Here is a 15,604-nt window from a genome sequence, read left to right as displayed (position 1 = left end):
CTCGGAGCCCTTCAGTCCCTTATTCGCGTCCCATGTCGCGGTGCACCACCACGGTCTCGACGCCGGCTCCGCTCAGCCTGCGGGCCAGCTTCTCCGAGACGGCGACGCTGCGGTGCTTGCCGCCCGTACAGCCGACCGCGACGGTGACATAGCGCTTGCCCTCCCTGCGGTAGCCGGCGGCGATCAGCTGGAGCAGCTCGGCGTAGCGGTCCAGGAACTCCTTGGCGCCCGGCTGGTCGAAGACGTAGCCGGAGACCTCCTCGTTCATGCCGGTGTACGGGCGGAGCTCCGGGACCCAGTGGGGGTTGGGCAGGAAGCGGCAGTCGGCGACGAGATCGGCGTCAACCGGGAGCCCGTACTTGTAACCGAAAGACATCACGGTGGCGCGGAGTTCGGGCTCCTCGTCCCCCGCGAAGCGGGCGTCGAGCTTGGCCCGCAGCTCGTGGACGTTGAGCCCCGAGGTGTCGATGACGAGGTCGGCGTCGCCGCGCAGCTCCCGCAGCAGGTCCCGCTCGGCCTCGATGCCGTCGACGATGCGCCCGTCGCCCTGGAGCGGGTGCGGGCGGCGCACCGACTCGAAGCGGCGCACCAGGGCCTCGTCGCTCGCCTCCAGATAGACGATGCGGCGCTTGACCTGGCGCTGGGAGAGGTCGGCGAGGGACTCCCTGAGGTTGTCGAAGAAGCTGCGGCCGCGTACGTCCACGACGACTGCGATGCGCGCGACGTTGCCCTGCGAGCGCGCGCCGAGGTCGACCATGGTGGGGATCAGCTCCGGCGGGAGGTTGTCGACCACGAACCAGCCGAGGTCTTCGAGGCACTTGGCGGCGGTGCTGCGCCCGGCGCCGGACATGCCGGAGATGATCACGAGCTCGGGGATCACCGGCTCGCCCGCCGCGTCGGTGACCGCGGGCGCGTCCGTGTCCGGGCCGGCACCAGTGCCCGTGCCCGTGCCGGGCTGCACCGGCTGAGCCGCCCGTACCGTCTGCGAAGGGTCAGCCGCCTGTGCCGGCTCTCCCGGCTCTCCCGGCTGTGCCCGAGCCGGATCCCCCGCGGGGCCGGCCGACGGGCGTCCGGGGGCCGCCTGCCCCTCCTGCGCACGCCGCTGTCCGTCCCCGCGTTCCTCACGCTGCCTGCTGCTCATGTTCTCCGCCCCCGTCCTCGTGACTCACTCTTCTTCAACGATCTCACCGGTCGCCGTGTTCACGGCCGGTCCGGAGGACTTCGTGACAAGCGCCGCAGCGACGGCCTCCGCCGTCTTGCGGCCCACGCCCGGCACTTCGCAGATCTCCTCGACGGTCGCCGCGCGGAGTCGCTTGAGCGAGCCGAAGTGCTTCAGCAGCGCCTGCTTTCGGGACGCTCCGAGGCCGGGGACGTCGTCGAGCGGGCTCGCCTTCAGCGCCTTGGAGCGTTTGCTGCGCTGATACCTGATCGCGAAGCGGTGCGCCTCGTCCCGCACCCGCTGGAGGAGATAGAGGCCCTCGCTCGTACGGGGCAGGACGACGGGGTCCTCGTCCTCGGGAAGCCAGACCTCTTCGAGGCGCTTGGCCAGCCCGCATACGGCGACGTCGTCGATGCCCAGCTCGTCCATGGCGCTGCGCGCCGCGGCGACCTGCGGCCGGCCGCCGTCCACGACGATGAGCTGCGGCGGGTACGCGAACTTCTTCGGCCTGCCGTCCTCGTCGCGCACGGAGGCGCCGGCAGGTCCTTCACCGGAAGCCGGTGACCCGGCGGCGGCCCCCGCCTCCGCGGGCCCTTCACCGGCGTCCTCCGAGAACCCCGCCCCCAGACCTTCCGCGGGCTCCGGGCCCTCTCCTTCGGCGAGCTCCTCGCCCTGGCCGCCCCACTCCCCCGTACGGCGCTTCTCCTGGAGATACCGGCGGAAGCGGCGGCTGATGACCTCGTGCATCGAGCGCACGTCGTCCTGCCCGGCGAAGGACTTGATCTGGAAGCGCCGGTACTCGCTCTTGCGGGCGAGGCCGTCCTCGAAGACGACCATCGACGCGACCACGTCGTCGCCTTGGAAGTGGGAGATGTCGAAGCACTCGATGCGCAGCGGCGCCGAGTCCAGGCCGAGGCTCTCGGCGATCTCCTCCAGGGCGCGCGAGCGCGTCGTGAGGTCCGAGGCGCGCTTGGTCTTGTGCAGGGTGAGGGCCTGTCTTGCGTTGCGGTCGACGGTCTCCATCAGGGCGCGCTTGTCGCCGCGCTGCGGCACGCGGAGGCTGACGGCGCTGCCGCGGCGGCCCCCGAGCCACTGGGCGGCCGGCTCCGGCGGATCGGGGAGAGCTGGAACCAGCACCTCCTTGGGCACGGCCTCGCCGCTCTCCTCTCCGTAGAGCTGCTGGAGCGCGTGCTCGACCAGCTGGGGCGTGGCGATCTCCTCGACCTTGTCGGTGACCCAGCCGCGCTGGCCGCGCACCCGGCCGCCGCGGACGTGGAAGATCTGGACGGCCGCCTCCAGCTCGTCCTCGGCGACGGCGATCAGGTCGGCGTCGGTGGCGTCGGTGAGGACGACGGCGCTCTTCTCCATGGCGCGCTTCAGGGCGTCCATGTCGTCGCGCAGCCGCGCCGCCCTCTCGTACTCCATGTCCTCGGAGGCCTGCGTCATCTCCCGCTCCAGGCGGCGCAGATACGAGCCGGTGTGGCCGGCGACGAAGTCGCAGAACTCCTCCGCGAGTTCACGGTGCTCCTCCGCCGTGACGCGGCCGACACAGGGCGCCGAGCACTTGCCGATGTACCCCAGCAGGCAGGGCCGGCCGATCTGCGCGGAACGCTTGAACACCCCCGCGGAGCACGTCCGTACGGGAAACGCACGCAGCATCAGGTCGACGGTCTCGCGGATCGCCCAGGCATGTGCGTACGGACCGAAGTAGCGCACGCCCTTCTTCTTCGGGCCGCGCATCACCTGGACCCGCGGATACTCCTCGTTGAGGGTGACGGCGAGGGACGGATAGCTCTTGTCGTCGCGGTACTTGACGTTGAACCGGGGGTCGAACTCCTTGATCCAGGAGTACTCCAGCTGAAGCGCCTCCACCTCCGTGGAGACCACCGTCCACTCCACGGAGGCGGCCGTGGTGACCATGGTGCGGGTGCGCACATGGAGACCGGCCGGGTCCTGGAAGTAGTTCGCGAGCCGCTGGCGGAGGCTCTTGGCCTTGCCCACGTAGATGACCCGGCGGTGCTCGTCGCGGAACCGGTAGACCCCCGGCGAGTCGGGGATCTCACCCGGGTCGGGGCGGTAGCTGGAGGGGTCTGCCATGCCGCACAGCCTACGTCCGTGCGCTGACAGGCCGTCCCCTCGCCCGCCGCGGCCGGAACGCCGTCCGGCCTGCGGCGAAGGGGACCACCGCCACCGCCGCCGCCACCGCCCCGTGAGCCCGGGGCGTCACCAGCCGCGCTCGCGCCACTCCGCCAGGTGCGGGCGCTCCGCGCCGAGGGTCGTGTCGCCGCCGTGGCCCGGGTACACCCAGGTCTCGTCGGGGAGTTGGGCGAAGAGCTTGGTCTCCACGTCGTTCAGGAGGGAGGCGAACGCCTCAGGATCGTCATGGGTGTTGCCGACGCCGCCGGGGAACAGGCAGTCGCCGGTGAACAGATGGGGATGCCCGTGCGGGTCGTCGTAGACGAGGGAGATCGAGCCCGGTGTGTGGCCCACCAGGTGGCGGGCCGTCAGGACGATCTCGCCGACGCGAACCGTGTCGCCGTCCTCGACGGGCACGTCCGTGGCGACGGGGATGCCCTCGGCGTCGAAGCGGCCCGCGTACGTGCGGGCGCTCGTCGCCTCGACGACGGGCGCGAGCGCCTGCCAGTGGTCGCCGTGCCGGTGGGTGGTGACGACGGACGAGACGCCGTCCGTGCCGATGAGTTCGAGCAGCGTCCCGGGCTCGGCGGCGGCGTCGATCAGAAGCTGTTCGCCGGTCCTGCGGCAGCGCAGCAGGTAGGCGTTGTTGTTCATGGAGCCGACGGCGACCTTGGAGATCATCAGGTCGGTCAGCTCGTGTACGTCGGCAGGTCCCCCGACCTGCACCTCTCCGGTGTAAGCCATGGGGACAGCCTAGGGGGCCCGCCGCCGGTGTACGCCAGAGCCGCGTCGCGTCATCCCGCGCCCGTCCGCCGCGTCACAGCGCGGGCAGGTCCGGGAGCGGATCGCGCGCGGACAGGCCCGTGCCCGTGCTGCGCCCGGTCAGCCACGCGACCAGCGCGGTGGGACTCCCCGCCACGACCACGGTCTTCTCCGCGCCGTCCTCGGCAGCGCCCGTACGCCAGGTGACGCCGTCCTCCGTGCGCAGCTCCACCGGCACGCCGAGGCCGGGGTGGCCGGCGAACCGCCGTGCCATGTTGGCCAGTTGGCGCTCGATGAAGGCGGCGGGGAGATCGTCCATGGCGTAGCCGACGCCGAGGTCGACGTGGTGCAGCTCGACCTCGATCCAGCGGCGGAACGGCAGGGAATACGCGCGGTCCGTCACGCCGTTACGCAGTTCCACGGTGCGTTCCCAGTCGGAGTCGCGCTGCGCGGCGAAGGCGCCGTCGAGGCGTGCAGCACTCTCGCGTACGTCGACGAGGTGCTCGGCCACCTCCCGGTGGGCGTCCCGCTCGATGTCGGCGTCGCGGCCCTCGGCGCCGGCGTACATGGGGCGCCCGGCGAAGACGTTGATCAGCGCGTCGGCGTTGCGGGCGAGGTGGGCCAGCACATGGCCGCGGGTCCAGCCGGGCAGCAGCGAGGGCTTGGACGCGGTGGCGTCGTCGAGCTGCTCGACGGCGGCGAGCAGCCGGTCGGTGGCTCCGCGCAGCGAGGCGGCGTCGGCGGCGGGGTCCGGGGCGGAAGGGGCGGGGTTCGCTGACTGCGTCATGATCCCCAAGCTAGTCCCGGCACTCGTCCGGGTGGAAGACGGCGCAAGCCTCCGGAAACGGGTGCCGGTGACGACCACCGGGCCCGAGGCCGAAATCGGCGGGGGAGGCTCAAAATCGAATGCACGTGCTATAAGCTCTGAGGGCGGTACCGATACGGTCCGGGGCACACTCGGGCGGCACCGCCTCTAGTCTTGAGCGGGGGGCTCCTGCGCAGTCGGGGCACCCTGCTTCTCACACGAAAGGTGCCAACCGGCGTGGCCTCTGACCGTCTTCTCGTCCGTGGCGCTCGCGAGCACAATCTCCGGAATGTCTCGGTCGACCTCCCGCGCGACTCGCTCATCGTCTTCACCGGCCTGTCGGGCTCCGGCAAGTCCTCGCTCGCCTTCGACACGATCTTCGCCGAGGGGCAGCGGCGCTACGTGGAGTCGTTGTCCGCGTACGCCCGGCAGTTCCTCGGCCAGATGGACAAGCCCGATGTGGACTTCATCGAGGGCCTGTCCCCCGCCGTCTCCATCGACCAGAAGTCGACCTCGCGCAATCCGCGCTCGACGGTCGGCACGATCACCGAGGTCTACGACTACCTCCGGCTGCTCTTCGCCCGCATCGGCAAGCCGCACTGCCCCGAGTGCGGGCGGCCCATCGCCCGGCAGTCGCCGCAGGCGATCGTCGACCGGGTGCTGGGCCTGGAGCCGGGCAGCCGTTTCCAGGTGCTCTCGCCGCTGGTGCGCGAGCGCAAGGGCGAGTACGTCGACCTCTTCAACGAGCTTCAGACCAAGGGCTACAGCCGCGCGCGCGTCGACGGGCAGACGATCCAGCTGTCCGAGCCGCCGAAGCTGAAGAAGCAGGAGAAGCACACGATCGAGGTCGTCGTGGACCGGCTCACCGTCAAGGAGAGCGCCAAGCGGCGGCTGACGGACTCGGTCGAGACGGCGCTCGGGCTCTCCGGCGGCATGGTGATCCTCGACTTCGTCGACCTGGACGAGGACGACCCGCAGCGCGAGCGGATGTTCTCCGAGCACCTCTACTGCCCGTACGACGACCTGTCGTTCGAGGAGCTGGAGCCGCGCACCTTCTCCTTCAACTCCCCCTTCGGCGCCTGCCCGGACTGCACCGGCATCGGCACCCGCATGGAGGTCGATCCGGAGCTGATCGTCCCCGACGAGGAGAAGTCACTCGACGAGGGCGCGCTGCACCCGTGGTCGCACGGGCACACCCGCGACTACTTCGGCCGCCTCATCGGCGCGCTCGCCGACGCCCTCGGCTTCCGTACGGACATCCCCTGGGCGGGGCTGCCGCAGCGGGCCAAGAAGGCGCTGCTGCACGGGCACAAGACGCAGATCGAGGTGCGCTACCGCAACCGCTACGGGCGGGAGCGGGCCTACACCACGGCCTTCGAGGGCGTCGTGCCGTTCGTCAAGCGCCGGCACCAGGAGGCGGAGACCGACAGCAGCCGGGAGCGCTTCGAGGGGTACATGCGCGAGGTGCCGTGCCCCACGTGTGAGGGCACGCGGCTGAAGCCGATCGTGCTCGCGGTGACGATGCAGGGGAAGTCGATCGCCGAGATCTCGGCGATGTCGATCAGCGAATGCGCCGACTTCCTGCGGGAGATGACGCTCAGCGACCGGGACCGGAAGATCGCCGAGCGGGTCCTGAAGGAGGTCAACGAGCGGCTGCGCTTCCTCGTCGACGTCGGCCTGGACTACCTCACGCTCAACCGCGCCGCCGGGACGCTCTCGGGCGGCGAGGCGCAGCGCATCCGGCTGGCCACCCAGATCGGCTCAGGCCTCGTGGGTGTGCTGTACGTGCTGGACGAGCCGTCGATCGGGCTGCACCAGCGCGACAACCACCGGCTGATCGAGACGCTGGTGCGGCTGCGGGACCTGGGCAACACGCTGATTGTCGTCGAGCACGACGAGGACACCATCAAGGCGTCCGACTGGGTCGTGGACATCGGCCCGGGCGCGGGCGAGCACGGCGGTGAGGTCGTGCACAGCGGCACCATGAAGGAGCTGCTGGAGACGGCGGATTCGGTGACCGGCGACTATCTGGCGGGCCGGAAGAGCATCCCGCTGCCGCAGGCACGCAGGCCCGCCGATCCGGAGCGGCAGCTGACGGTGCGCGGCGCCCGCGAGAACAATCTCCGCGACATCGACGCCTCCTTCCCGCTCGGCGTGCTCACGGCGGTGACGGGCGTATCGGGGTCGGGCAAGTCCACGCTCGTCAACGACATCCTCTACACCCACCTCGCGCGGGAGCTGAACAACGCCAAGTCGGTGCCCGGGCGCCACACCCGCGTCGACGGCGACGACCTGGTGGACAAGGTCGTGCACGTCGACCAGTCGCCGATCGGCCGTACGCCGCGCTCCAACCCCGCGACGTACACAGGGGTCTTCGACCATGTGCGCAGGCTCTTCGCGGAGACGACGGAGGCGAAGGTGCGCGGCTACCTGCCGGGGCGCTTCTCCTTCAACGTCAAGGGCGGCCGGTGCGAGAACTGCTCCGGCGACGGCACCATCAAGATCGAGATGAACTTCCTTCCGGACGTGTTCGTGCCCTGCGAGGTCTGCCACGGCGCGCGCTACAACCGCGAGACGCTGGAGGTCCACTACAAGGGCAAGAACATCTCCGAGGTGCTGGAGATGCCCATCGAGCAGGCGACGGAGTTCTTCGAGGCGGTGCCCGCGATCGCCCGCCACCTGCGGACGCTGAACGACGTGGGGCTGGGTTACGTACGGCTCGGGCAGCCCGCACCGACCCTGTCGGGCGGCGAGGCACAGCGCGTGAAGCTGGCGAGCGAGCTCCAGAAGCGCTCCACGGGACGGACCGTGTACGTGCTCGACGAGCCCACGACGGGGCTGCACTTCGAGGACATCCGCAAGCTGATCTCGGTGCTGGACGGCCTGGTCGACAAGGGCAACACGGTGATCGTCATCGAGCACAACCTGGACGTCATCAAGACCGCGGACTGGGTCGTCGACATGGGTCCCGAGGGTGGTTACGCGGGCGGCCTGATCGTCGCCGAGGGCTCCCCGGAGCAGGTGGCGGCGGTTCCCGCGAGCCACACGGGGAAGTTCCTGCGCGATGTGCTCGGGGACCGCGTGAGCGACGCACCGCCGACGGCCGCCGGCGCCAGGAAGGCCGCGCGCAAGGGGAGTTCGTCCGGGGGGAACGCGCGGAAGCGGGCGCCGAAGGCCAAGCGGTAGGCGAAGTCCTGGCGGTGGGGCCCTCCTTGGCGGTGGGTCCCTTCCCGGCTTTGGGCTCCTGGCGGTGGGTGCCGGTACGGCTTCCGTCACGCCGCCGCCCGGCCCCGGCCCCGGCCCGGTTTTTCCCCCGCCCAACTGAACGCGGTGGCCCTGGAGTTGAAGGGCATCGTTCTCTTCGAATTCTCTTCGGACATCTGGTGCGTCCCGGCATGCGCTGAGACGCTTTGCGGCGCTGTGCGCAAATCGCGTACGCAACAGCCGTGTTCATAGGGGATGTTGTGATACGAGTAAACGTACGCAGAAGAGTCCTCGCCCGGTCGTTGCTCACCGCAGTGACCGCTTTTTCGTTTCTGGCGGCCTTTCAGGCACCCTCATCGACAGCAGCGACGACGACACGGATCAGCGCCCCACAGCACACAGCCCGTCCGACGGCAGGGGCCGCCCTGCCCGCCGGGATACCGGACGGCGACGGCATGGAGCTGTCCCGCACCAGCCGCCCCGTCGCACCGGGCGCCCGGCTGACGTCCTTCCAGCGGCTGGAGTCCGACAAGTGGCTCCGGGCGGACGCCCTCAGCGTGAGACTCGGCGGCGGAAGCGGCAGCGGAAGCAGTAGCGAAAGCAGCCGCGGAGACGGCGGCGACGACAACAGCAAGATGCGCGACGGCAGTTCAGGTAGTACCGGCGACGGCAGCAGCAAGGACGGAGGCACCCGCGCCGAATACCTCTCCAGCGGAGAGGTGTCCACCCGCGAGCCCCTGAGCGAGCAGGTCGACTCGTACGACCCGGGCAAGGGCCGCCGTACCGTCGCGGCCATCAACGCCGACTTCTTCGACATCGACGAGACGGGGGCACCGCTCGGCCCCGGCGTGCGCGACGGCCACCTCACGCACTCACCGGCCGCCGGCAACAGCGAGTCGCTCGGCTTCGGACCCGACGCGGCGGGCCGCATACTCGGGCTCTACTTCGACGGCACCCTCACCCTCCCCTCCGGCAAGCAGCCCCTGACCGCCTACAACGCGGCCAACGTGCCCGTGGACGGCATCGGTGCGTACAACTCCCGCTGGGGTAAGGCCGATCGGGACCTCACCACCGACGACGACCCCGAATCCACCGAGGTGCGGCTGCGGCACGGCCGGGTCACCCGGGTACTGGACGAGCCGGGCAGCGGCCCCATATCCGACGGCACCACCGTGCTGGTCGGGCGCGACTCCGGCGCGAAGGCCCTCGACGGGCTGAAGGCCGGCGACCGCGTGTCGCTGGAGTACCACATGCGTACGGACGACGGCAGCGCCGTGCCGCGGACGGCGGTCGGCGGCCGTGGCCTGCTGGTCGTCGACGGCAAGGCGCAGAACTGGGAGGGCAGGCCCAACAACGAGACCGCGCCGCGAACGGCGGTCGGCTTCTCCAAGGACGGCACGACGATGCACGTGATGTCGGTCGACGGGCGGCAGGCCGCGTCCGACGGCGTCACGCTCACCGAACTCGCCCGGATGATGAAGGACTTGGGCGCGTACAACGCGCTCAACCTGGACGGCGGCGGCTCGTCCACCCTGCTCGTACGCGAACCGGGAGCGAAGCGCCCCCAGTTGGAGAACTCCCCCTCCGACGGCGAGGAGCGCGAGGTGCCCAACGGGCTTGCGCTGACCGCCCCGAAGGGCAGCGGAAAGCTGAAGGACTACTGGGTGGAGCCGGCCGCCGACCCGGCGTCCGCCCCCACCGCGGACAACATGCCCGTCGGCCATCCGGAACGCGTCTTCCCGGGCCTGACACGGAAGTTGACGGCCGCCGGCTACGACGAGTCCTACGGTCCCGCCGGGGGCGGCGGCCCGCAGTGGTCGGCCTCCCGTCCCGGCGTGGGCACGGTCGACGGGCGCGGTGTCTTCCGCGCACGTCACGCCGGCTCCACGAGGGTGTCCGCACACCGGGGCAGGGCGCACGGCTCCACACGGCTGTCGGTCGTGGGCGGGCTTTCGCGCATACGGCCGACCCGGGAGCGGGTGGGGCTCGCGGACGGGGCCGCCGAGGGCTCGTTCGGCATCGTCGGCTTCGACTCGCAGGGCACCAGCGCGCCGGTGGATCCCGCCGACTGCCGCCTGGAGTACGACCGTTCGCTCTTCTCCGTCTCGCCGGACGACGCCCGTGGCGGCTTCACCGTGAAGGCGCGGGACGGGCAGGAGTCGGCGTCCGGCATCGTCACCGTCGACGTGCAGGGGCACAAGTCGAAGCTCGCCGTCACCGTAGGGCTGCACGACGAGAAGACCGCCGGCTTCGACGACGCCGCCGAATGGAAGTTCAGCGCGGCACGTGCCGAGGGTTCCCTGGCGCCCGACCCGGACGGCCGCGAGGGCATGGGGCTGAGGATGACGTACGACTTCGGCCGGTCCACGGCCACGCGCGCCGCGTACGCCACCCCGCCGCAGGAAGTGCCCGTGCCTGGGCAGCCGTTGAGCTTCACGATGTGGATCAAGAGCGACGGCAAGGGCGCGTGGCCGTCGCTCCATCTGAAGGACGGCGCCGGAACCGACCAGGTGCTGCGCGGCGAGCATCTCACCGAGCCGGGCTGGCAGCAGGTCACCTTCGACGTACCGGAGACGGTCACATACCCGCTCCGGCTGCACCGCTTCTATCTCGCCGAGACCAGACCCGGCGAGCAGTACACCGGCGAGGTCGTGCTGGACGAGCTGACCGCGCGCGTACCGCCCGACGTCGATCTGCCGGAGGCCACACGCCCGCACGATCCGCTGATCTCGACCGCTGCCGACGTCGCCGGGCGCGACTGGCGCTTCGCGGTGATCTCGGATGCGCAGTTCGTGGCGCGCGATCCCGGAAGTCCCGTCGTGCAGCAGGCGCGGCGCACCCTGCGGGAGATCCGCGCCGCGAGACCCGACTTCGTCGTCGTCAACGGCGACCTGGTCGACGAGGGGTCGAAGGAGGATCTCCGCTTCGCTCGGCGGGTGCTGGAGGAGGAGCTGGGTGACGCGGTCGACTGGTACTACGTGCCGGGCAATCACGAAGTGATGGGCGGCAGCATCGCCGACTTCACGGCCGAATTCGGCCCGGCGCAGCGCACGTTCGACCACAAGGGCACGCGCTTCGTCACCCTCGACACCTCGTCGCTGACGGTACGCGGCGGCGGATACGCCCAACTCCAGGAGCTGCGGCGGCAGTTGGACGAGGCGGCCGGCGATCCGTCCGTCTCGTCAGTGGTGGTCGTCCAGCATGTGCCGCCGCGCGATCCGACGGGGCAGCACGCGAGCGAGCTCACGGACAGGATGGAGGCCGATCTGCTGGAGCACTGGCTGGGCCGGTTCCGTGCCCGTACGGGGAAGGGCGCGGCCTTCGTGGGATCGCACGTGGGCGTGTTCGACGCGTCCCGTGTCGACGGGGTCCCCTACCTGGTGAACGGCAACTCCGGTAAGGCGCCCGCGGCGCCGCCCGGCAGCGGGGGCTTCACCGGCTGGTCGCTGCTCGGCGTCGACCGGACGGACCGGCCCGGGGGTTCCGGTGGCAGCGGCGGGAGCGGCGGTGGCGTTGGCGGCCACGGGCGGGACTGGATCGCCGCGCAGACCAGGGCGCATGTCGACGGCCTCACGATGGACGCCCCCGACGAGCTGCGGGTGGGCGGATCCGCACGGGCAGCGGCCACCGTGGTGCAGGGCAGCGGCGATACGGCACGGAAGGTGCCGGTGGGCTGGCCGCTCAGCGCGGACTGGTCCGGATCCGGGAACCTGTGCGTCAAGGGCGGCCGTGCAACCGCCGCCGACGATGTGCGGACGCGCTGTGCGGCTTCGTACGACCCGCGGACCGGGAGCCTCACGGCGTACCGGCCCGGGGTCGTGACGCTGGCGGTGGACGTCAACGGTGAGCGCACGGAGAGGCAGGTGAGAATCCTGCGCTGAACTCCTCGCGGAGTCCCGGGCGTTCGCCGTCCGGGACTCCGGCCGCCGCCGGGGGTCCGGCGTCCGGGGCCCTGCCGCCTGACCGGGAGCCCGGTGCCGGGTGCCCCGGTTTCGGGAGCCCGGCAAGGTCATGACTCCGGCCGGGATCCGTTCCGGCCGGTGGCTCCGGACCGCTCAGACTCCCGCCTTCTCAGACTCCCGCCTTCTTCTCGTCCCGCCTCTCGTCCCGGCGCGTGACAGCGAGGCTCGTGACCGTCGTGACGACGAGGACCGCGCAGATGACGCCCAGCGACACCGGAATGCTGATCTCCGGCACATGCACACCCGTCTCGTGCAGCGCGTGGAGCACGAGCTTGACGCCGATGAAGCCGAGGATGACCGACAGCCCGTAGGACAGGTGCACCAGCTTCTTCAGCAGACCGCCGATGAGGAAGTACAGCTGCCGGAGCCCCATCAGGGCGAAGGCGTTGGCGGTGAAGACGATGTACGGGTCCTGGGTGAGGCCGAAGATGGCCGGGATGGAGTCCAGCGCGAACAGGACGTCCGTCGAGCCGATCGCCAGCATCACGATCAGCATCGGCGTCATCAGCCGCCTGCCGTTCTCGACGACGAAGAGCTTCGTGCCCTGATACCCCTCGGTGGAGGGGAAGCGGCGCTCGACCGTCTTCAGGAAGCGGTTCTCCTCGTACTCGTCCTGCTCGTGGCCCGCGCGGGCCTCCTGGATGAGCTTCCAGGCTGTCCAGACGAGGAACGCGCCGAAGATGAAGAAGACCCAGGAGAAGGCCGAGATCATCGCGGCGCCCGCGGCGATGAAGACCGCGCGCAGCACGAGCGCGATCAGGACGCCCACCATCAGCACCCGCTGCTGATAGGCCGCCGGCACCGCGAACTTCGCCATGATGAGGACGAAGACGAAGAGGTTGTCGACGCTGAGCGACTTCTCCGTGAGATACCCGGCGAAGAACTCGCCGGAAGCCTCGGCCGTGCCGAAGAGCCACAGGCCCACTCCGAAGAGCGCCGCCAGGACGATCCAGACGCCGGTCCACACCCCGGCCTCCTTGAGCGAGACCTCGTGCGGCTTGCGGCCGCCGATGAAGAAGTCGACGGCGATCAGGGCGCAGAGACCGACGATCGTCAGTCCCCAGAGGGTCAGGGAGACGTCCATGTACGTAACCTCCGGCTCGCGTGCTCACATCGGCCGGAGGTCTCCTCCACCCGGCGCGCCGTCGGCGTCGACATCCGGGCCGGCGCCCCGGGACCGGTCGGATCCGGTCCGTACTGACGGGCACGCCGCTTGGGAAGCCGGGAGTACTCCCCTCCGCTCAAAGAAGCGTAAAGCAATGCCAAAGAAACGCAAAGAGTACCTGTTCGGGAGGGGGTTCAGGAGCGGTTCAGGGGCCGGCCGGCGAGGACGGCCGAGAGGGCGGGACAGGGGTCGGTAAGCCAGGGCCGGGGGCCGGGAAGGCGGGCGGGAGCACGGCAGGGCGCGGTCGGGAAACGGGTTGCGCACCGGCCCGGCCCCGTACCGGCCGAGTGCCGGTCACGCGGTGTACGCCCTCCGTGGAGCAGCCGCTCAGGGGCGCCGGGCGGACGCGGCCTGGGTCAGCACCTGCGTCAGCACCCGGCTGCCGTGCGGCACCAGCGGGGGCTCGTAGGTCCAGTGGTGACCGACCCAGGGGTCGGCGAGGTGGTCGTCCGGCACGGGCGTGACGCGGAGCAGGGCACGCCACAGCGGCGAGAGCACGGGGCCGTATGCGCTGGCGTCCTCGCGGTCGGCGACCATCATCAAATGGACTCCGGCGGACGGGCCTTCGTCCGCGATGTACCGCAGCTGCGTGACCGCCCGGTCGTCGAACCCGTGGGGGAAGTCGTGCACCACGAGGAGCTGTTCGGCGGTGTCGATGTCGGGCGGCAGGGAGTCGGTGGCCCCGCTGCGGACCGCCATCTGCACCAAGTCGACGCGGCGGGTGAGCTGTTCGAGCACGGTGCTCACGCCTGCCGCGCCGGCGGCGGGTGGTACGGGCAGCACGCCGCTGTCGATGAGCGGCGCGAGCGCGGCCGACGCGGAACCGGCCGGGTCGATCACATGGAGCGTGAACTCGCCCGGCGGATGTACCGCAACCAGCCGCGCGGCCACGGCGGTCGCGGTCTCCGCGGCGAGGCGGCGCAGCTCGTCGGGGGCGACCACGGATCCCGCCGCCGGGCCCGCGCCGGAGGAACCGGCCGGACCGTGCGGGCCGCTGTCGATCCACAGGCCCCGCTCCATCGGCAGGCGCACCAGCATCGGGATGCGCAGGCCGCCGCTCTCGGGGAGGCCGAGGTCGCCCAGGCGCATCGCCATGGGCGCCTGCTCCGGCGGCTGGTAGCCGTGCCATACCGGGTTGTCCCAGCGGGCGTACGCGGGCGGCAGCGCGGGCTCGACGACATCGGCCTCGGCGTGCAGCTGGCCCAGGTCCCGTTGGAGCACCTCGCGGGCCTGCTCGACGAGCCGCACCTGCTTGGCGCGTGCCTCGGCCCGTGCGGCGTCGGCCTCCGGGCCCACGCGGGAGCGGGGGTCGGCGAGGACCTTGTCGAGCTCCTGCTCCATGCGGGACTCGGCGAAGTCGACAGCGGAGCGATAGGCCGCGACCGTACGGGCCAAGTCCTCGAACATGTCCCAGACTTGGTTGTAGAGCCGCTCGTCCATGGTCCAGCCGTTGGCGTCGCCGGCGACGGGCACATGGGGGCCCGCGCCCTGCCCGGCGAGAGGGTCGGGAGCCGCCGGAACGGGCACCGGTCCGTACGGCGCCGGCGGACCGGACGGCTCCGGCGACGACGGCACGGACGGCCCGGATGCCGGGGATGCGGCCCTTGAGGGGCTGGAGGGGGGTGAAGGTGGCGGCGCGGCGGCGCGATTGGGATGCTGGTAGCTGATGCGGCCGTCGCTCGGGGCGGCCGTGCCCGCGCCACCGTCGGCGACGCCTCTGGCACCGCCGACGGTGGCTTCGCGGGACCGCTCCCCGTCCGTACGCGCCGGGGGCGCAGCGACCGACCTGGCCCTGCCCGCGGCGACGGCCTCGTCGATCGTCGCCGCCAACTCCCTTGCGCAGGGCAGCCCTTGGTCGGCGAGCATCGCGGAGAGCCCGCCCGCGTATCCCTGCCCGACCGCGCGGACCTTCCAGCCGCCCTGCCTGCGGTAGAGCTCCAGGGCGAGCACGGCGGACTCGGAGTCGAGCCCGGTGAGCGTGAAGTTCGCGATGCCTGCTCCGTCGAGCCCGGTCACGGTCACGAACGGGGGCGCCAGCTCCGCGAACCGCGCGGGCCCGCCCGCCCAGGAGGGCAGAGCGAGCAGCACATTGACGCGGTGCACGTCGTCGGGGAGGGCGTCGAGATCGACGGCCAGGCGGTGTTCGGCGGCGGCCTGCCGGGACACCTCGATCCCGGGAAGCTGCGGCTGAGCGGGGTGAGCCGTCCACCTCTCCTCCCGCATCCTGCCGTGCTCGTCGTTGAGCGTCGCACCGGCGATGACCGGCCGCTCCACCGACACACGGATCTCCAGACGGGGCCCGGGCAGGGGGTGGTTCTGCCCCCGTACCAGCTCAGCCGTCATCTCGCTCCCCCTTCTCGCTGCCGGCGACGATCACTGCTGCCGCCGGGTCAGCGCCCCCTGTTTCGCCG

General features: G+C 71.2%; 8 protein-coding genes. 2 read left to right on the top strand and 6 right to left on the bottom strand.

Annotated features, from left to right (window positions below; genetic code table 11):
- Positions 1 to 19: 19 nt before the first annotated feature.
- The 4 genes from rapZ to HCC61_RS18810 all read right to left on the bottom strand — a co-directional run bounded on the left by rapZ (position 20) and on the right by HCC61_RS18810 (position 4,844).
- Positions 20 to 1,141, bottom strand: coding sequence for an RNase adapter RapZ (rapZ, locus tag HCC61_RS18825; RefSeq protein WP_240969095.1), 1,122 nt, complete (start codon positions 1,139 to 1,141; stop codon positions 20 to 22).
- A gap of 24 nt (positions 1,142 to 1,165) precedes the next feature.
- Complete coding sequence (uvrC, locus tag HCC61_RS18820) at positions 1,166 to 3,256, bottom strand: excinuclease ABC subunit UvrC (RefSeq protein WP_169136749.1); 2,091 nt, start codon at positions 3,254 to 3,256, stop codon at positions 1,166 to 1,168.
- 126 nt (positions 3,257 to 3,382) lie between these two features.
- Positions 3,383 to 4,039 (bottom strand): MBL fold metallo-hydrolase, encoded by a 657-nt coding sequence (locus HCC61_RS18815; protein WP_169136747.1) that lies wholly within the window; start codon positions 4,037 to 4,039, stop codon positions 3,383 to 3,385.
- A 73-nt stretch (positions 4,040 to 4,112) separates the two neighbouring features.
- Positions 4,113 to 4,844, bottom strand: coding sequence for a maleylpyruvate isomerase family mycothiol-dependent enzyme (locus HCC61_RS18810; protein WP_169136745.1), 732 nt, complete (start codon positions 4,842 to 4,844; stop codon positions 4,113 to 4,115).
- A 243-nt stretch (positions 4,845 to 5,087) separates the two neighbouring features.
- Between HCC61_RS18810 and uvrA the strand changes: the two genes are divergently transcribed.
- Together uvrA and HCC61_RS18800 are read left to right on the top strand one after the other, a co-directional pair.
- Positions 5,088 to 8,048: an excinuclease ABC subunit UvrA gene (gene uvrA, locus HCC61_RS18805; protein ID WP_169136743.1), complete on the top strand. Its 2,961-nt coding sequence runs from the start codon at positions 5,088 to 5,090 to the stop codon at positions 8,046 to 8,048.
- Between the two features lie 473 nt (positions 8,049 to 8,521).
- Positions 8,522 to 11,947: a phosphodiester glycosidase family protein gene (locus tag HCC61_RS18800; RefSeq protein WP_206322658.1), complete on the top strand. Its 3,426-nt coding sequence runs from the start codon at positions 8,522 to 8,524 to the stop codon at positions 11,945 to 11,947.
- Between the two features lie 190 nt (positions 11,948 to 12,137).
- Here HCC61_RS18800 and HCC61_RS18795 read toward each other — a convergent pair whose 3' ends face one another.
- Both HCC61_RS18795 and HCC61_RS18790 read right to left on the bottom strand, forming a co-directional pair.
- Entirely contained in the window at positions 12,138 to 13,112 is a 975-nt protein-coding gene (locus tag HCC61_RS18795; RefSeq protein ID WP_169136741.1) for a TerC family protein, read from the bottom strand.
- A gap of 408 nt (positions 13,113 to 13,520) precedes the next feature.
- On the bottom strand, positions 13,521 to 15,536 hold the full coding sequence (locus HCC61_RS18790) for a TerD family protein (protein WP_169136739.1): 2,016 nt from the start codon (positions 15,534 to 15,536) through the stop codon (positions 13,521 to 13,523).
- Positions 15,537 to 15,604 lie beyond the last annotated feature (68 nt).

The sequence above is a fragment of the Streptomyces sp. HNM0575 genome (assembly GCF_012726265.1).
Lineage (GTDB): Bacteria > Actinomycetota > Actinomycetes > Streptomycetales > Streptomycetaceae > Streptomyces.
The sequence above is the reverse complement of the archived record's forward strand: the minus strand, read 5'-3'. Positions and strand labels throughout refer to the sequence as shown.